The 17,862-nt window shown below is 61.1% G+C and carries 17 protein-coding genes and 1 pseudogene; 7 read left to right on the top strand and 11 right to left on the bottom strand.

The genetic code is table 11. The features are described from left to right. Window positions 1–46: 46 nt before the first annotated feature. The 4 genes from CO660_RS30595 (at window position 47) to CO660_RS33535 (ending at window position 2,523) form a co-directional block, all read left to right on the top strand. Complete coding sequence (locus tag CO660_RS30595; protein WP_245421406.1) at window positions 47–667, top strand: Crp/Fnr family transcriptional regulator; 621 nt, start codon at window positions 47–49, stop codon at window positions 665–667. Window positions 668–944: 277 nt separating this feature from the next. Beyond that, on the top strand, window positions 945–1,493 hold the full coding sequence (locus tag CO660_RS30590) for a sigma-70 family RNA polymerase sigma factor (protein ID WP_097601702.1): 549 nt from the start codon (window positions 945–947) through the stop codon (window positions 1,491–1,493). Then, window positions 1,490–2,134, top strand: coding sequence for an NrsF family protein (locus CO660_RS30585; protein WP_097601683.1), 645 nt, complete (start codon window positions 1,490–1,492; stop codon window positions 2,132–2,134). Before CO660_RS30590 ends, CO660_RS30585 begins: the two co-directional genes overlap by 4 nt. 158 nt (window positions 2,135–2,292) lie before the next feature. After that, complete coding sequence (locus CO660_RS33535; RefSeq protein ID WP_176536410.1) at window positions 2,293–2,523, top strand: hypothetical protein; 231 nt, start codon at window positions 2,293–2,295, stop codon at window positions 2,521–2,523. Between the two features lie 42 nt (window positions 2,524–2,565). Here CO660_RS33535 and CO660_RS30580 read toward each other — a convergent pair whose 3' ends face one another. Together CO660_RS30580 and CO660_RS30575 are read right to left on the bottom strand one after the other, a co-directional pair. Continuing rightward, the gene (locus tag CO660_RS30580; protein ID WP_245421405.1) at window positions 2,566–3,807 is read right to left on the bottom strand and encodes a cytochrome P450; all 1,242 of its coding nucleotides are present in this window, start codon (window positions 3,805–3,807) and stop codon (window positions 2,566–2,568) included. A 206-nt stretch (window positions 3,808–4,013) separates the two neighbouring features. Further along, window positions 4,014–4,541 (bottom strand): sigma-70 family RNA polymerase sigma factor, encoded by a 528-nt coding sequence (locus CO660_RS30575; protein WP_097601681.1) that lies wholly within the window; start codon window positions 4,539–4,541, stop codon window positions 4,014–4,016. A 285-nt stretch (window positions 4,542–4,826) separates the two neighbouring features. Between CO660_RS30575 and CO660_RS30570 the strand changes: the two genes are divergently transcribed. Then, the gene (locus CO660_RS30570) at window positions 4,827–5,330 is read left to right on the top strand and encodes a ferritin-like domain-containing protein (RefSeq protein ID WP_097601680.1); all 504 of its coding nucleotides are present in this window, start codon (window positions 4,827–4,829) and stop codon (window positions 5,328–5,330) included. A gap of 76 nt (window positions 5,331–5,406) precedes the next feature. Here CO660_RS30570 and CO660_RS30565 read toward each other — a convergent pair whose 3' ends face one another. From CO660_RS30565 to CO660_RS30530, 8 genes and pseudogenes are all read right to left on the bottom strand, one after another. Continuing rightward, on the bottom strand, window positions 5,407–7,119 hold the full coding sequence (locus CO660_RS30565) for a glycoside hydrolase family 32 protein (RefSeq protein WP_097601701.1): 1,713 nt from the start codon (window positions 7,117–7,119) through the stop codon (window positions 5,407–5,409). 4 nt (window positions 7,120–7,123) lie between these two features. Then, window positions 7,124–8,017, bottom strand: a complete 894-nt coding sequence (locus tag CO660_RS30560) for a carbohydrate ABC transporter permease (protein WP_097601679.1) — start codon at window positions 8,015–8,017, stop codon at window positions 7,124–7,126. Beyond that, window positions 8,010–8,932 (bottom strand): annotated as a pseudogene (locus CO660_RS30555) (sugar ABC transporter permease). Before CO660_RS30555 ends, CO660_RS30560 begins: the two are co-directional and overlap by 8 nt. Before the next feature lie 89 nt (window positions 8,933–9,021). Beyond that, on the bottom strand, window positions 9,022–10,314 hold the full coding sequence (locus CO660_RS30550) for a sugar ABC transporter substrate-binding protein (protein ID WP_097601678.1): 1,293 nt from the start codon (window positions 10,312–10,314) through the stop codon (window positions 9,022–9,024). Between the two features lie 36 nt (window positions 10,315–10,350). Beyond that, window positions 10,351–11,355, bottom strand: coding sequence for a LacI family DNA-binding transcriptional regulator (locus CO660_RS30545; protein ID WP_097601700.1), 1,005 nt, complete (start codon window positions 11,353–11,355; stop codon window positions 10,351–10,353). 78 nt (window positions 11,356–11,433) lie between these two features. Beyond that, entirely contained in the window at window positions 11,434–13,287 is a 1,854-nt protein-coding gene (locus CO660_RS30540; RefSeq protein WP_097601677.1) for an ABC transporter ATP-binding protein, read from the bottom strand. Between the two features lie 218 nt (window positions 13,288–13,505). Next, the gene (locus CO660_RS30535) at window positions 13,506–13,826 is read right to left on the bottom strand and encodes a hypothetical protein (RefSeq protein WP_085781329.1); all 321 of its coding nucleotides are present in this window, start codon (window positions 13,824–13,826) and stop codon (window positions 13,506–13,508) included. A gap of 228 nt (window positions 13,827–14,054) precedes the next feature. Then, window positions 14,055–14,750 (bottom strand): NUDIX domain-containing protein, encoded by a 696-nt coding sequence (locus CO660_RS30530; protein ID WP_097601676.1) that lies wholly within the window; start codon window positions 14,748–14,750, stop codon window positions 14,055–14,057. Window positions 14,751–14,877: 127 nt separating this feature from the next. Between CO660_RS30530 and CO660_RS30525 the strand changes: the two genes are divergently transcribed. Both CO660_RS30525 and CO660_RS30520 read left to right on the top strand, forming a co-directional pair. Continuing rightward, entirely contained in the window at window positions 14,878–15,912 is a 1,035-nt protein-coding gene (locus CO660_RS30525; RefSeq protein ID WP_097601675.1) for an SPFH domain-containing protein, read from the top strand. Continuing rightward, a complete protein-coding gene (locus CO660_RS30520) occupies window positions 15,899–16,837 on the top strand; it encodes a sugar kinase (RefSeq protein ID WP_097601674.1) in 939 nt (312 codons plus the stop codon). Before CO660_RS30525 ends, CO660_RS30520 begins: the two co-directional genes overlap by 14 nt. Before the next feature lie 20 nt (window positions 16,838–16,857). On the opposite strand, the gene CO660_RS30515 is transcribed toward CO660_RS30520, so the two are convergent. Then, the gene (locus CO660_RS30515; RefSeq protein ID WP_097601673.1) at window positions 16,858–17,469 is read right to left on the bottom strand and encodes an AAA family ATPase; all 612 of its coding nucleotides are present in this window, start codon (window positions 17,467–17,469) and stop codon (window positions 16,858–16,860) included. Between the last annotated feature and the right edge of the window lie 393 nt (window positions 17,470–17,862).

Genomic DNA, 17,862 nt, shown 5'->3' with positions numbered 1-17,862 from the left:
TGTCGTTGCTGATCTGGAACCTTGCGACACCCCTCGCGGCTTTCTCATGGCTAAAGCAGGCGCAACGATCGACTATGCTTATTTCCCGTGCTCGGGCGTAGGTTCGATCATCAATGTTTCGCCGGAGGGAAACCGCGTCGAGGCCGGATTGTTCGGCCGTGACGGGTTTGCACCCACGGCGGCAGCGATAGACGGCGGAATCAGCGTCACCGAGGTCACCGTCCAGGTGCCGGGTTTTGCCTACCGGCTGCGGCAGGACAAGCTTGTGGATCTGATGAAAACGCAGCCGGTGTTTACCAGCCTGCTGCACAAGAGCACGCACATCCTTGCGACCCAGGCCGGGTTCACAGCGCTTTCTAATGCGATCCACGGGATCGACGAGCGGCTGGCTCGCTGGATCTTGATGTGCCACGACCGCATTGACGGCGACAAGCTCGCGCTCACCCATGAGTTTATCGCTCTGATGCTGGCGGTCAGGCGGCCGAGCGTCACCACGGCTCTCCATCTGCTCGAGGGCAACCATTTTATCCGCTCGGTCCGCGGCCTGGTGATCGTCAGAGATCGCGCCGGCCTCGAGGAATTCGCCGCCGACGCCTATGGCAGGGCGGAGGAGGAATACGAGCGGTTGATCGGGCCTCTGAGAAAATCGAAGCGACAGACTTTGTAGGGCTCTGGTTGAAACAGCGGCAGCCGTATCCGGTACACCGGTCTTCGCCACGACCCCCGAAATTCGCCATTGCCGCCTCCATGAGATCCACGACCGCCCAATGGGGGTCAGCTCGACGCAATCGTTTCGGTCGATCTGCATGCGCCACCACGATGCTTTCAGCTGCGAGTCGCAATTCGTTACAGCTTCACGTTCATATGCTATAGAGCTGTATTGCAAAAATCTTTGGTTTCCCTGTAACCGATTGCCCGCTTTTACGAATGAGCTCTTTGACAGCATGACCACCGCCCATTCGGAAGAAGCCCTGAAAGCATTGATGCTTCTGTCCCTTGACGGGGACGAGGCTGCCTATCGGCGTTTGCTGACGGCTTTGCGTGTGCTGCTTGTCGGCCATTACAGCCGCAGGATGGCTGCGGCGACGAGAGCGGACATGGAAGATCTGGTGCAGGAGACGTTGCTGGCGCTGCATTCCCGACGGTCTACCTATGACCGGACGAGACCTTTTACCGCCTGGTTTTTCTCCATCGCCCGCTACAAGCTGATAGACCATCACCGCGGCCGTGGCGGACGCAGGCTGGCTGAGACAGAGCTTGATGAAGAGATCGAAAGCGACTTCAGGGAGGACAGACTGACTGCCCGCCTGGACGTCGAGCGGTTGCTTGACGGCTTGCCGCCGAGACAGCAGGAACTGATCCGGCAGGTGAAGCTCGAGGGCGGCTCGGTCGCCGACGCCGCAAACCGCACCGGCCAATCCGAATCGGCGGTGAAAGTCAGCATCCATCGGGCGCTCAAGGCGCTCGGAGAGAGATTGCGAGGCACATCGTGACAAAGACGGACGATATCATCGAACGATTGGCAAGCGACCTGGAGCCGGTGCCGCGCAACGCGCTAGGGCGCCGCTTTGCGCTCGGCATAGTGCCGGCCCTCGGACTTTCCCTGCTGCTGATGCTGATCATTCTCGGCCCCCGGGTCGATATGCCCGACGTATTGAGGCTGCCGGTCTTCTGGATCAAGTCGGCCTATAACGCGCTGATTGCGGCGGCCGCCTTTGCAGCCGTTTTTCGGCTTTCCCGCCCCGATGGCTCGGAGGGACGCTTTTTCGGTCTGCTCGCCTTGATCTTCGCCGCCATGACGGCCGTCGCGGCCATTCAGCTTCTGATGGCACCGAGCGAGAGCTATCGATTGCTGATCCTCGGCTCCTCGGCGCTGCATTGCCCGCCGCTCATCGCAGGCTTTGCAATCCCGGTCTATGCCGGTACGGTCTGGGCACTGCGCCGTGCAGCGCCGGTGGATCTGCGGCTGACCGGCTTCGTCGCCGGCATTGCCGCGGGAGCAGCCGGCGCCTGGGTCTATTCCTGGTTCTGCACCGAAAATGGCATGCCTTTCGTGTTGATCTGGTACACGCTCGGCATCCTGCTCATCGGCGCTGTCGGCGCCGTGACCGGACCCCGCCTGCTACGCTGGTGACCCTTCTCGATTTCTTGATCTGGAACATTCCGGGTTTCCCTTGGTTCGAGGACCGAAGGAGAGAAGATGAGCCAGGAATCGGACCGTCGCGCTTTCATGATCTATTTGGGAGCCATTCTCTTGGTCGGGCTCGTGATCGTGTTCGGCGCTACGCTCTCGTGGAACTCGATCAGCATAAGCGGTCAGCCCACGCAATCTTCAACGGAAGCCAATCCTTAACGAAGTGGCCGAAAGACAACCCGATCCGCTTGGACCGGCCGAGCGACGAAGGGCAGCGGGATGCGCTGAAAAGCCTGTGGCTGGTCATTGCTGTGGTCGCGACCGTGGTCGCTATCGCCTTTCTGCGCTACGTCTTGATCCTCGTTTACGGGGTCATGCAAAGGCTGTGAGCCGGCGCGACCTGAAATGTGCCGAGGCCATTGAGGCAGCATCTATTTCTCCCTGCGCCGCGCAATCAGCTTCAGCCGGATGCCATAGTGATTGAGAGTGCCGGGAAGATTGGCGACGTCTAAAGAGGGATGTAGCAGCACAATCTCGGCGGCCGACAAGAATGTGCCCACGGCAAGGCTTGCAATCGTCGGCACGAGATTATGTGCCGGGCATATGACAGGACCGGCGCTGAAAGGCACGAGCCCTGCGGCCGGCAACACATCGTTCTGTCCCCAGATGCTCGGTTCCATCCGATTGGCATAGAGGAGCGCGGGGTCTCGATGGAAAAAGGGGACGAAGATGATGACGCCAGTGCCGCGAGCGATGACCTTGTCGCCTGACTTGAGATCCCTGGTCAGCTGCCTGAGGATGGCGGGCGTCGTCGGCCAGAGACGCAAAACCTCCAGCAGACAACTGCGGGTGAAGGGACGATCGAGATCCCCGCTCATGGCCTCTTCGACGGCTTTGCCCCAGTAGCTCACATGGCAGGCCAGCAAGGCGAGCGTGCTCATAACGGCAATTCCGGCTGCATCAAAGGCGAACAGCCACTGGGCCACCTGGTTTTCCGGAGCAAGCTCATCGCCTCTGGGAAAGCGGTTGACGAGACTGTGCTTTTCCGGCTCTCGGAGATAGCGGCCGACCTGGTCATGAAACCGGGCAAGCTGGCGCTGATCGACCGGAGCGGCAAATGCCCAGTTCGCCCGGCCTCGGAGTTCGTTCAAGGTCTCGGTCAATGTGACGTCGTTGCGCGCTCGTTCACCGAGGACGACTCGCCGGACGATCCGGAACCAGGCCTGCGAAAAGGCCGGCCAATCGAGCTCACGGGGTAGGTTCAGGACCTGCAGGAATTCGGCGTCAACGATATTCTTGAAATGCATCGCAAATGGATGCAGCCGGTCTGCGGTTGCCAAAGCGTGCTCATGGGCCCGCCGAAGCTCGGCGCGCCGAGAGTCCGATGAGATAAGGACGTTTTTCGGCTCGAAGTGAACAAGGGCGGCATGCTTTTCCGTCGTCGCCGCGGCAAACGGTTCGGGCGAAGATTGAAGCACCGCGGCGACATCGGCCGGATCGAGGATCAGCAGCTGTGGTCGGAATGGGATGGGCAGCAGAAGAGGAGCCGGCCCGTATTTGTTTCTCAGCCGCTGCATCTGTTCCACGGCGGTTCTGTCGAAGCCTTGCCGCTCCGCCAGATGCTCCATTGTCGGGCGGCGAATGATGATGCCCTTGGCAACCGTTGGGGCCACGATCGCTATCAATACGCGGAGCGTATCGAGCCATCCGGCCCGATTGACTCTGGGAAAGATGGCGTGGCTTCGCGCGTTCATGACCCTTCAGCCTGGCCCGGCGGTTGGCCCATATCGATTCGATCTGCCGATCCTATCGATTAGGTTTGGAACCAGGACCATGACCGTTTGTTCCGCTCGAGGCGAAGCGGACCGGCGCAAGCCGCTCAATCGACGAGATGGTTTCCGAGCATCGCAATCAGGCACTCGCGGGCGCGGCTTACCCGGCTTTTCAATGTGCCGATCCGGCACCCGCACATTTTGGCGGCGTCTTCATAGCTCGTTCCGGCAGCCACCAATGTCAGAGCCCGGCGCCTGTCGTCGGAAAGACGCGTCAACGCCCGCTGCAATTCATGTTCCCGCAGTACCCACTCCTGGGTCGGGGCGATCGCCACCCGTTCCATCGCCGCGTCCATTCCGGCCGGCTCGCGCTTCTTCCGGCGATAATTGGTGCAAAACGTGTTTCGCAGAATGGTGAAAAGCCAGGATTTGAGCGAGGTGCCGGGTTGGTAGAGATGAAGCGAGTTCAGCGCCTTCAGCAGGGTTTCCTGAACAAGGTCGTCAATGTCATCATCGCTGCGCAGGAACCTTCGGGCAAAGGCGCGCAATGCTGGTGTCAGCTCGACGATTTCCCGCTCGATTGCGGATTTTTCTTTACAATGCGAGGCGGAGCGTACTGAGGACGGGGAAACCATTTTTCTCTCCTGGGATGACAAGGAAATTCGCTGGCTCCCTATTCGTTGCCGTACGGTACCGGACAAAAGTCCGGCTTGGCCGGCGACTGCTCGCCGGCTCGCGGACGGGAACAACGGCGTCCCGCAATCGTTCGGTGATCGCCGTCCCGATACTCTCGGTCTGGCGGTCTCTTCCTTGGCCGGACAGAGATGACGCCCCCGCCCAAGGGGGCGTCATATTTCCGATCGGAACATCCGACCGATGCGAGAGTTGATTGTCGTCACGACACGCCACAGGAGGATTAAATGGCAACCGAGAAGACTCTGAACGATCTGTTTCTCGATACTCTCAAGGACATCTATTACGCCGAAAAGCAGATCCTGAAGGCCCTGCCGAAGATGGCCCGCGCCGCGCAATCGGAAGAGGGCAAGGCCGGTTTTCTGCAGCATCGCGACGAGACCCAAGCGCAGGTGGAACGCCTCGAACAGGTTTTCGAGATGGTCGGCAAACCGGCACGCGGCAAGACCTGCGAGGCCATTCAGGGCATCATCGCCGAAGCCGAGGAGATCATGGACGAATTTAAGGGCACGGTCGCCCTCGATGCTGGTCTGATTTCGTCCGCACAGGCCGTCGAGCATTATGAAATCGCCCGCTACGGCACGCTGATCGCCTGGGCAAAGCAGCTCGGCCTCAAGGATGCAGTGCCACTGCTGCAGGCTACGCTTGCCGAAGAAGAGGCGACTGACAAGAAGCTCACGCAGCTCGCCGAGTCCTCGGCCAACGTCAAGGGCAAAGGCAAGGCAGCCTGAGCCGCTCGACCGCGGTGTCCATTCGCAACGGCCGCCGCCTCGGCGGCCGTGCTTTTGCCCGGTGCTGCCTCGCAGATCAAAGACTGAGTTGCCAGATTTCGATAGCGAGCACATTCCCCTCGGGCGCGATGAGACGCACCGAGCTTACCCCGCTGAAGCCGGGCAGCCGCTTGGTTCCGGTCCAGCGGCCATCGTCGGCGAAGACCTCGATCGAACCTGCATCGAGGAATATCCGGATGGTCGACGGGCGCGCGCCGGCGGCGATGTAGCGTGGCGACATCTTGGCATTCGCCACCGAAAAGGGAATGCTCAGCCCATCGTCGTTCAACAGGACCTCGAGCGCCGCCTCCGGATGTTCGAACGTCAGGCGGAACGCGTTGCCCGGCTGCTGGAGGGTGAGCAGGATTTCGACGGCGCCGTTGGCGAGGTCGACCGCCTGGCCGTCCAGAAGGCCTTGAGGATCCAGCCGCCGCTGCCGCAGGCTTTCGACACCGGCGACCGGCGGGGTGATCAGAGCCCCCTCGTGCAATGCCAGCCGGCGCGGCAGCGTCATCGCCGTCGCCATGTCGATATCCTTTGAGACGTCGGTCCAGTTCGCCAGCCATGCAATGCCGACGGGGCCGCTATCATCGACGAAGGCCTGGAAGGCGTAGGCGTCGGTGCCGAAATCCAGTTCCTGTTCGAATTCCACGGAGAAGCTGCGGCCATCGAAGCGGCCGACCGTCGCAATCGTCATGTTGCGCCGGCCGGTTGCCGGATCGCGGCTTGTGAGAAGACCGAAGATCAGGGCCCAGCGGGTCGACGGGTCGTTTGCGGGACCGTCGAGGGGCACCAGGCAGGGGCATTCCGCGGCCGTCATTCCGAAGCGGTTCTCGCGATGGAGCATGCCGAGGAAGGTCCATCCCGCCGCCGCAGCCGGATCGTCCGTTTCGTAGAGCAGGATGACGCCGCCCTCGCGGTCTCGCGTCCCGAGCAGCATCTTCCATTTGTCGTCCGGGCCTAGGAAGACATAGGGGTCACGGAAGTCGGTCGTCAGACCGAGCCCGGCCGGTCGGGCGGGCAGGATGAGGCTCGCCGGCTCGACGTTGACAAGATCGTGGCTGATGGCTGTGAACTGAACCTGCTCCTCCGGCTCCCGGCCCTTCATATGCTCAGTGAAGAAGATACGGATTCCCGCGCCATCGAGCGCGATGGCGGAGCCGGAAAATGCGCCACCGCGTCCATCGGCCCGTGCGGCAAGTTCGTCCGAAGGGGGAAGAAAGACCGGAAGATGCGTCCAATGAAGATAATCGTCCGAGACCGCGTGACCCCAATGCATGTTGTTCCACCGCAGACTGTGGGGATAGTGCTGGTAGAACAGGTGCAGCCTGCCGCCGAATCTACCAAAACCGTTGGGATCGTTCATCCAACCGAAGGGTGGGCGGAAGTGATAGCCGCCGGAGATTTCGGGTGCGACGTTGGAAGACCCGACATGCAGCATCCTCATGCCTTTTTCGAGAACGCCGGGCTGAAGGAAGGCGTAGAGAACCGAGACCTGCGTCGTCACCGGATCGTAGGAGAAGTCGGTTTCCCCACCGCTTTCCAGCGTCAGCACCCGAAACTCGAATTCATGGCGATTTGACGTTTCCACAGTGATGGCCGGATCGCCATCGACATGGGCGGCCAATCTTCCCACGGCGCCGCCATGCCGGGCCTTGATCCACGCGTGGATCGTCGCTCCCGCGGGCAGGACGGCGCTGATCGTCTCCGGCCCGCGTTCATGGGACGGAGTCATCGCTTGGCTTGTCATCAATTCAACCTTTCACGGCGGAGCCGATGAAGGAACTCACGAACCAGCGCTGGAAAACGAGGTAGAGCCCCAGGATCGGGATCATCATCAATACGGAGGCGGCCATCGCCCGATCCCAGTAGATGCTGTCCTGACCGAAGAAGGTCGCGATGGCGACCGCTATCGGGCGGGCATAATCGGTCTGGGTGACGAGGATCGGCCAGAGATACTGGTTCCAGGTCTCGATGCCCATCAGGATCGAGACGGTGGCCAGTGCGGGCAGGCTGAGGGGCAGGAAAATCGAGCGATAGGCCCGGAAGAAGGACGCGCCGTCGATCTCGGCGGCTTCCAGCAGTTCCTTCGGCAATTGCGTGAAGAACTGATAGAACAAGAAGATGTAGAGAGGGCTCGCGACCCAGGGTACGATCTGCACTGCGAAGGTATCGGCCATTCCGGCGCGCGAAACCATGATCACGAGGGGCATGATGATGCTTTCCTGCGGGATCACATAAAGCGCAATCACGATCGACAGGATGACGGCGCGGCCCTTGAGCGATCCCCAGGCCAGAACGAAGCCGGCCATCGAATTGACGATCAGGCCGGAACAGACCGTTGTGATCAGGATGATCAGCGAGTTGATGAGGTAACGGCCGAAGGCGAGTTCGCCTGAGAGGTGGCCGACCTCCGCATAGTTGGAGAGCGTCGGTTTCGAAACCCAGAAGGCGCGGAAACTGCCCATATCGGCCAGGATCTGGAACCGGTCATCCTTCAGGCTCGCCACGACGAGGAGCAGCAACGGGGAGACGATCACCAGGGCGATGATGAAGATAGAGACCGTCTGGATGGTGCGCAGAACCCTTGCGGCGGAGCGCGGCCGCGCCGCGCGGGCCTGTGGGATCGAGAGAGCGATATCAGACATCGAAGCGCCTCAGGAGCTGGCGCTGGATCAGCGCGATGATGAGAACGATGACGAACAGGATGACCGAAACGGCCGAGGCATAGCCCATCTTCTGCTCTTCGAAGCCGGCGCGGACCATGTAATGCACTACCGTCTCGGTGCTGCTCTTCGGCCCGCCCTGCGTGAGGATGGCGACCTGGGTGTAGAGCTTGAACGCTTGGATAGTTGTGATCACGAGGACGAAGACATGGGTCGGCCGCAGGCCTGGCATCGTGACATGCCAGAATCGCCGGAAGGCGTTGGCGCCGTCGATCTTGGCGGCATCGTAGAGTTCGTCGGGAATGCCCTGGAGGCCGGCGAGATAGACGATCATCTGGAAGCCATAGGCCTGCCAGGCCGAGAGCAGGACGATGGAAAACATCGCCCATTCGGGATCGCCGAGCCAATCGATCGGCTGGATCGCTCCGCCGGAGAGAAACCCGAGGATCTGGTTGAACGGTCCCGTCGGATATTGGAACAGGGTGCCCCAGATGACGCAGACCACCACCATAGAGGTGATCGCCGGAAGGAAGAACATGCCGCGCAGCAGATTGCGCAACGGCAGCTTCTGATGCAGCAGCAGCGCCGTCGCAAAGGCGAGGCCGCATTGCACCGGAATGATCCAGAAGGTGAAGCGCGAGACGTTCCAGAGAGCCGTCCAGACTGGAAGATGCGGATGAAATTGTTGAACCAGACGAAGCGGACGGGCGTCGGCCGGGGCACGAGAGGCTGGTTGGTCATCGCCGTCCAGAAAGACAGGAGGAACGGCACGATCAGAAAGACGGTCAACAGAATCACGGCCGGCGCGAGCATGGCCGCTTCCTGCATCAGCCGTCCCTTGTCACGCCGGAGCGTTAATCGAGCGGATCGCGACGATGTCGATTGTTGCATGGCCATACAGCTCCTCCTCTCCAGGCGTGATGTCGGTTCCGCCTTGCGATGTCACACGGACACATCGCAAGGCTCCGATTGGTCGGCGAGGGCGATTATTGCTCGTCACCGAACGGCGGGTATCCGTCATTGTCCTCGATGTCCTGGTCGATCTTCTTGGCGGCTGTTGTGAGCGCCTCCTTGGGATCGCCGCCATTGAACACCTCGTCGACGGCTTGCATGAAGGCCGACGTGATTGTGGGATAGGCTGGATGCGGCGGACGTGCGACGGCGGTCTTCGATGCCTGTTCGAAGGCGATCGCCATCGGACCGCCATCGGCATAGAGCGGAGACTCGGCAGCGAAGCTCTTCAATCCGGGGTAGCCGGATTGGCTTGCGACATAGGCCCGGTATTCCTTGTCCTTCAGCAGGAAGCTGATGAACTTAGCCGCGATATCGGGATGTTTCGATGTCTTGGTGATCGCCCAGATCCAGGTGCCATTGGGGCTTACGCTCTTTGCGCCGAACTTCGGAAGCGGCAGGACGACGAGGTTGTCCTTCATGGTGGCTACCGCCTCCGCATAGACCCAATGTCCGCCGAGCGCCAGGGCCGCCGGATTGCCTTCGGCGTAGAACTGGTTGGTGCCGGCCGACTGTGGCACGACCCAGCCGTTCTTAACCCATTTCTGCATCATCGCGAGTGCATCGACGCAGGCGTCGCTGTCGAGCGTGCCCTCGGATTTCCAGGCTTTACGGTCGATCAGATCGCAGCCGGCCGATTGCAGGATGGGGCCGTAGGCATAGGTTATCCATTCGGTCTTGATGCCGTAGCCGCGGAAGGTGTCAATCGGCCATTTCACACCATCGAGCTTCGAGAGCTTCTCGAGATAGGTTTCGAACTCCTCCCGCGTCCAGGCATCGTCGACGGATTTCGGGATGCGGGCGCCGATCGCTTCGAGATATTTCTTGTTGCCGTAAAGAACGACGGAAGAGTCCGTCAGGCCGATCGCATAGAGATCCTTGTCGATCGGATATGTGCCCTGCGCGATGTTGGACTCCGTCATGTCGTCGAGGACGTCCTTGTCGATCAGCGGCTTGATCGGCTGAAGATATCCCGACCAGACGTAATTGGCTAGGAACGGCGCATCGAGTTCCATGACGTCGGGCAGTTGCTTGGCCATGACGGCCGCGCTGAACTTCTCGTTATAGGCGTCATGCGGCGCATAGATGAATTGGACATCGACATCGGGATTGGCGGCCTCGAAGCGCTCGGCCACCTTGCCATAGGCGGCGACAAAACCGGGATCGCCCTGATGCATGACCTGGATCGCGGTCTTTTCGGCTGCGTCAGCCCAAGTGGCGGCCAGTCCCGAAGACAGGACGAGAGACAGAAGTAAACGTTTACCCATTAGAATTCCTCCTCAATTGAATGGGCCTTCCTCAATTTACACGGATGCCCGTTCCACCAACTGGAACGGCAGTTTCTGCACCCCGACCGGAGGCCGGTTTTCGGCTAGCAGGATGTGCGCGGCCTGGCGGCCCATGGCGCGGTGCGGCAGCGCCATTGTTGTCAGCGGCGGATCGAGGCGCGAGGCGATCTCGACCTGATTGTCGAAGCTCGCGACCGCGACGTCATCGGGGATGGTCGCGCCCGAGCGGCGCAGTGCGGCATAGACCTCCATCGCCACGCGGTCATTGCCGCACAGGATGGCATCGGGAGGCCGGGGACCTTTCATCAGCTCATGCACATGCGTTGCCACGAGGCTAGGCGCCCGGTCGCTGTAAACAGCCTTGCCGACGGCCGGCAAGACCACGGCGCCGGCTCCGTTGATGCCGGCATGATCGAGCGCCTGGCGAAAACCGAGTTCGCGCAGTTCGCCAGCGAGAATGCCGGGCAGGTTGATGAAGGCGATATTGCGACGGCCTGTCTCGATCAGGTACTGCGTGATTTCGATCGCCGCTCCCGTCTCGTCCGGCACCAGGGACGTCACGCGGTCATTGGCATCCCGGCAGTTGATCATGACGCCGACTGTGTCGGCAAACTCGGCCGGCAGGTCGACGCTTTTGTGATACATGGCCGCATAGGCAATCGCGCGCGGGCGAAAGCGCCGCATCTCGTCGAGGATTGATCCGACGCTGCGGTGGCCGCTGAGCGTCATGGCGAAGACGGCCATGTCGGAAGCGCGCACGGCGCCGTCGAGCCCCCTGATGATCTCAGTCGCGAAGGGTGACGTGATCAGATCATCGGCAACGAGCCCAACGAGTGGCATCCAGCCCTGCCGCATGCTGCGCGCGGCGAAGTTGGTGACATAGCCGAGTTCCTCGGCGATCTCCTTGATCCGCTGGCGCGTTTCGTCCGACATACGCGCCGAGCCGCCATGCAGGGCGCCTGACACGGTCTTAACCGAAACGCCTGCGCGGGCGGCTATGTCGTTGAGTGAAGCGGTCACGGGTTTCGCCATGGGTTATCGATTACCCAATCAATACTCATCGTCCCTGGCCGAGTCAAGCGGCAGCGCCGGTTCCGTTCAATCGATCTCCTCGGGGATGAAACCGCCGGTCTGGCGTTTCCACAGGCGGGCGAACAGGCCGTCCTGCTCGACCAGTTTCTCCGGGCTGCCCTCTTCGACGATGCCGCCGTGGTCGAGCACGACGATCCGGTCCATCCTGGCGATCGTCGACAGGCGGTGGGCGATGGCGATCACCGTCTTTCCCTCCATGACGAGGTTCAACCGGTCCTGGATAGCGGCTTCGGATTCGCTGTCGAGCGCCGAGGTCGCCTCGTCGAGGACCAGGATCGGCGCATTCTTCAGGAGCACGCGGGCGATTGCGACGCGCTGGCGCTGGCCGCCCGACAGTTTGATGCCGCGATCGCCGACGAAGGCATCGTAGCCCTTGCGGCCTTCGCTGTCGGCAAGATCGGCGATGAAGGCATCGGCGCTCGCCATCTTCGCCACCCGCTCGATCTCTTCCCGCGTCGCCTCCGGCCGCCCATAACGGATATTGTCGCCGACCGAGCGATGCAGCAGCGCGACATCCTGGGCGATGACGCCGATCGCCCGGCGAAGGCTCGCTTGGGTGACCGCGCGGATATCCTGCGCATCGATCAGGATCGCGCCCTCGTTGATGTCGTAGAATCGCAGGAGCAGATTTGCCAGCGTCGTCTTGCCGGCGCCTGACAGACCGACGAGACCGACCTTCTCGCCTGGCCGGATCGTCAGCGACAGATTGTTGATGACGGGTTTGCCGGACTTGTAGGCGAAGCGGACGCTTTCGAAGCGGATTTCGCCTTGTTGCACCGTGAGATTGGTCGCATCCGGCCGGTCGATGATTGTGGGTGGCGTCGTCATGACAGGCATGGCGTCCTTGATCGTGCCGATCGCCTGGAAGATCTGCTGGCCCATCTGCAGGAAGACGAAGATCTGCGACGACAGCCGGTGGAGGATATAGATCGCCCCGACGAACTCGCCGACCGTGAGGAAGCCTTTGACGAGGCCGGAAAATCCGATCGCCAGCATGCTCAGCCACAGCAGCGTATTGACAATGACGACGGTCACTTCCGACGAGCGGTAGATGCGCTGTTCGCTGTGCTGCGTCTGCACCGCCTTGCCGATGATGCGGCGGATGGCGCCCGCCTCGCTGTCTTCGGCCGCAAACTGCTTGATCATCTGCATGTTGGTATAGAGATCGGTGATGGCGCCGGCGACCAGGCTGCGCTGCTTGGCGGTGCGGCGCGAGCGCTCGACGAAGACGGGCACGATCTTGGCGGTGAAGGCGACGTTGAGCACGATCCAGACGACGACCGGCAGCGCAAGCTGCCAGGCAAGCGCGCTCAGCAGGATCACCGAGCCCACCAGCTGCATCAGGAAGCGCGGAATGGACTGGAAAGCGGCGAGGATCTGCTGCTGAACGGCGGACGAGACCTGCTGCAGCCGCGAGGAAACCTGGCCGGCATAGACATCGTGGAAGAAGGCGAGATCCTGCCGCTCCACCGCCTTGTGCCCCTGCCACTGGATGGCGGCCGGCATTGCTATGCCCAATGTGTGCGAGTTCAGCGTGTTGAGCATGAAGGACACGATCGGCATTACGGGAAAGATCAGGAGGCCGAGAACGGTCAGCAGCCGCCATTCACTCTGCAGGAAGGCGGCAGCACCCAGCTCAGTCACACCGTCAACGATGACCGAAAGCCCCCAGACGATCGTCAGGTTGATCACCTCGAACACCATGGAGCAAAGCGCCAGCGCAATCAGCACGCCACGAAACATGCCGATGAAATGCAGGAGCACCGTCACCGGCCCTTTCGACGGCAGCGGCCGGTAGGGTATGTCCAGCGGCCGGATCAGGGTTTCGAAAGGACGATAGATCGCATCTGAAATCGACATGGGCCGCTCGGGTTCAAATATCGGAAGGAGAGCGCGGACTCAGGGCTTCGCAGGTACGATTGGACCATCTGGCGATTGCAATCTCAACTAGAATTTTGCTGAATGTCTGGAAACGGGAGGCTGTGGAAATGGATAAAGTGAGCGGTGGAAGGGTGGCAGATATGCCTTCCCTCGGAATGAACCCCGCCGAAGCGGGGTTCATTGAGCAGGCAAGTCGCTCAGTTGTTATGCGCTGCGCAGGCTTCGTCCATCGGCGTGGCGTTGCTCGTGCCGCCCTGTGTCTGGAGATTGGCGGAGTTGTTGACCGGGTTCGGGCACTTGGTCTTGTCCATTTTCATCGTGCCGCTGGTCGTTGAGCCGGTCGTGGTGGTATCAGTGGCCATCGGCTTCTTGGCCTTCGTGTCGGTCGTGGCGCCGCCGCCCTGATCGGCCTGGTTCTTGTCGATCGTGGCGCCGGCCGGTGCCGGGTTGGACTGGGCGAAAGCCGACGTGGCCATGCCGAGAGCGAAAAGTGAAGCTGCTACGAGTTTCATACGCATTCTATTGTCCTCCTTGGGGATCTTTGCATGCTAGGCCTATTCACAACCTCGCCGGCAGATCATTGTTCCGCTTCCGTGGAAGACAAATGCATCCATAGGCCTGCGACCCGGATTGCAGGCAGCAAGCGGGAGGATGAGCGGCAGACCGCTCCACGGGTTGATTTCTTCGACCAGCAGAAGCAGCAGCGTCTGAATGCCTAATCTGGCGCCCCGCTGGGCGCGGACGGCTCAGATCCTTCGGTCGAACAGCACCAGCGACTGGGCGTCCTTCAAGCGGAACATCTGGGCGGGCCGGTTGCTCGCCCGGCGCATCTCGCCTTCGACCGGCTCCAGGAAATCGGCCTCCGCCATGCGCTTTCGAAAAGCCGATTTGTCCAGCTTGCGGCCGAGAAGGGTTTCGTAGACCGATTGCAACTCGCTGAGTGTAAAGCGGGCCGGTAGCAGATGGCCGGGCATATTCGAATATTCGACCTTGCTGCGGATGCGGCCGAGCGCCTCCTTGAGGAGGGACGCATGGTCGAAGGCAAGGGACAAGCCGACGCCGTCGCCTTCTATCGGCCGCCATTCGGCCTCCTCGGCCAGCGCATCCTGCCGTTCGGCGACGTCGTCGGCCGAAAGCAGCGCGATATAGACGATGCTGATGCTCCACCCCCTCGGGTCTCGATCGCGGTTCCCCGTCGTTTGCAGCTGTTCGAGATAGGGTGTTTCGACGCCGGTCTTTTCCTTCAGAACCCGCCGCGCCGCGCCCTCCAGATCCGCATCCTCGTCGATATGGATCCAGCCGCCAGGGAGGGCCCAGTCGCCGGTGAAGGGCGCGTTCGCGCGTCGCACCAGAAGCACGGAGAGGCCCGCCGGCGACAGCGAGAAGATGGCGAGATCGACGGTGGCGATTGGTTTGAAGGCATCATTATCGTGTGTCGTCATGATGGGAACATAGCAGGTGTGAGCCTTAGTGTAAATCTTCAACTAAGTTAGTTGACATTTGTCACTAAGTCATGTTTCTCTTTTTCGACACGAGCGAGGGGCTCGCGCCAAGAACAGGAAAACGGATATGTTCGGACTGCGCTTCATCAAGACGGAACCCACGCAATACGTCATCCAATATCAGAACGGCAAGGCCGTCCGCGAGGGCGCCGGCCTTGCCTTCTGGCATTTCTCGCCTTCGAGCTCTCTCGTGCTCGTGCCGACGGCCAGCGTCAACGATCCTTTCATCTTTCCTCTGGTGACATCAGACTTCCAGGAAGTGACGGTGCAGGGGCAGATCACCTACCGCATCGCCGAGCCGCGCCGCACGGCGGCACTTTTGAATTTCACGCTCGACCGCAGGGGCCACTATGTCTCGGAGGATCCGCAGAAGCTTTCGACCCGCGTGATCGACCGCGTTCAGGTGGCGATGCGCGCCGAGGTGCAGACGCTGTCGCTGAAGGAGGTTCTGGCTTCGGGCGAGGCGCTCGTTGCCGGCGTGGCGGACGCACTCAAGGTGCATCCGACGATCGAAGCGCTCGGCCTGGAGATCCTCGGCTTGTCACTGCTTGCCGTAACGCCAAAGGCCGAGACATCAAAGGCGCTGGAAGCGCATGCCCGCGAAGCCCTGCTGCGGCAGGCCGACGAGGCCATCTATAGCAGGCGCAACGCGGCGATCGAGCAGGAGCGGACGATCAAGGAAAACGAGATCGCCACCGAGATTACCCTGGAGAACAAGAGGCGGCAGGTGCGCGAAGCCCAGATGGAGGCCGAACGCGCCGTGCAGGAACGGCAGCTGCAAATCCGCCGGGAAGAAATGGCCGGCAAGATCGCGCTCGAAGAGCAGAACCGCGAGCTGGTAACGCTGGCGGCGACCAATGCCCGGGCCGAGGCCGACGCGCAGGCCTATGCGCTGACGGCGATGATGAAATCCTTCGAAGAGGCCGATCCGAAAGTGCTGCAGGCACTCGCCTCGGTCGGTATGCAGCCGGGCCAGCTGATGGCGCTCGCCTTCCGCGACCTTGCCGACAATGCGACGAAGATCGGCCAGCTGAACGTCTCGCCCGATCTTCTCAGGGAGATCTTGCAGCCGCAGGAGGGCAAGGACCGTGCCGGTCTCTGACGAGCGCAAGATCATCCTTGTCGTCAGGCCGACCCGGCTCGACGAACTCATCGCCCGGTTCAACACGGTGCAGCAAGCGCAGTTCTATGTCGAACATCTCGGCGCCGACTTCAGCGACTACCTCGCCGAGAAGAAGCGATACGAAATGGCTATATCAGAGGTGGAAGCAAGCCTGCGCGCCGTCGCCCGCGTCCAGCGCCTCGACCGCCGCTACCTCGCGAGCTTCGTCTTCGCTCCCGACGATGTTGTCGTGGTGCTCGGCCAGGATGGCCTGGTCGCCAATACGCTGAAATATCTCGACGGGCAGCCGGTGCTCGGGGTCAACCCCGATCCCAGGCGCTGGGACGGCCTGCTGCTGCCCTTCAACCCGAAGAGCCTTCCGAGAGTGATCGGCGAGGCGCTGAAGAACAAGCGGCCGATCAAACAGGTCAGCATGGCCAAGGCGACGCTCAACACCGGCGCCGTCATCCACGCCGTCAACGACCTCTTCATCGGGCCGCAAAGCCACGTCTCGGCGCGCTATATCCTTCACGCAGAGGAGCGCGAGGAACGCCAGTCCTCCAGCGGTATCATCGTCTCGACAGGCATGGGCTCGACCGGCTGGCTGAAGAGCCTCTACTCCGGCTGGCTCGGAGCCGCAAGCGCGCTCGGCCTCGCACCCGCCAACCGGACGATCGACATGTCCTTCGCCTGGGATGCGGATTACCTGCGTTACTTCGTGCGCGAACCCTTCCCCAGCCGCACCACCGGCACCACCATCGTCGCCGGCATCGTCTCTCAGGACCAGCCGCTCACCATCGTCTCCGAAATGCCGGAACACGGCGTCATCTTCAGCGACGGCATCGAGGCGGATTTTCTGGAGTTCAACGCCGGCACGCGGGCGGAGGTGACGCTGGCTGAGCGGCAGGGGATGCTGGTGGTGTGAGGAAGCTGAGGTTCGGATGGTTATGGTAGGGTAATGACACCGGTGTCCTGGAGCGAACCGAGATCGCCGGCCGTTACCTTTAAGATATAATCGTAAATCTCTGCTGCGCTTGCTTCCGCCGTCTTCGAAGTGACATCCAAATTCAGCGTAAACGGGTGTTGGGGGTGGAGGACCTGGGCTCGTCTGCTTTTCTCCCTGGCAGCCTGCACGTCAACGGACTTTAACCGCTCGCGACGCGCCGGTGTGGTCACGCGACGCGCCAACTCTTCCTCGTCGCAGAGCAATCTCACGGGCACCAGCACCGCCCCGCGTTGTTGGGCCGCGCCAGCAATCTGCTGAAAGGTGCGATTGCTACGTTCATCACCTTCTATGCCGGCATGCGTGAAAATGAAATTCGCCGAAGGAGGGCCATAAGCGACAATCGCATCTAGGACGGCTTGCCGGACTCTTGCGGTATATGCCCATACTCCATTCGGGAGAGGCGTCAATCCGTCGTCGTCGAGCAGACGCAGTATCGGGTTGTTGAACCAATGATTGTCAATGACCTTTGCAGTCAGGAGCGGGCTTAGTTCTCTCGCGATCGTCAGCTTTCCGACGCCGGGAAAGCCCAAGAGAAGAATAAATAGTTTCATGGGCTGTCTTCCTTATTCACAGCTGACTTCTCGAACCTCTCAGTCACTGCAATCGACGATTAAGAGGCGGTGACCGATTTGGTCGGGCTCATAAGATCATAAATCGTAGCGCGGCTTCGAAAAGCCGTCGCTCCTTTGGTCGTCTCAAAGGCTCATCACATGCCTACCATGTTGGTAACCGCCATCGTCTCCCCGGGATCAGCCGCTCGCCATCGTTTTCCGAGATGCCTGAACGCGGCATCATCTTCAGAGATGGCATCGAAGCGAATTTTCCCAAATTTAATGCCGGGACACCAGGGTGGTGACGCCGGCTAAGGTAACTGGAGCAGATCTGGTGGCAGAAGGGATTCCTGTTTTTTGTGAATCATGATTCACTTCCTTTATGACGAAGCG

The organism is Rhizobium sp. L9 (assembly GCF_002531885.1).
GTDB lineage: Bacteria > Pseudomonadota > Alphaproteobacteria > Rhizobiales > Rhizobiaceae > Rhizobium.
Note: the sequence above shows the minus strand (reverse complement) of the source record. Positions and strands in the feature narration are given on the sequence as shown.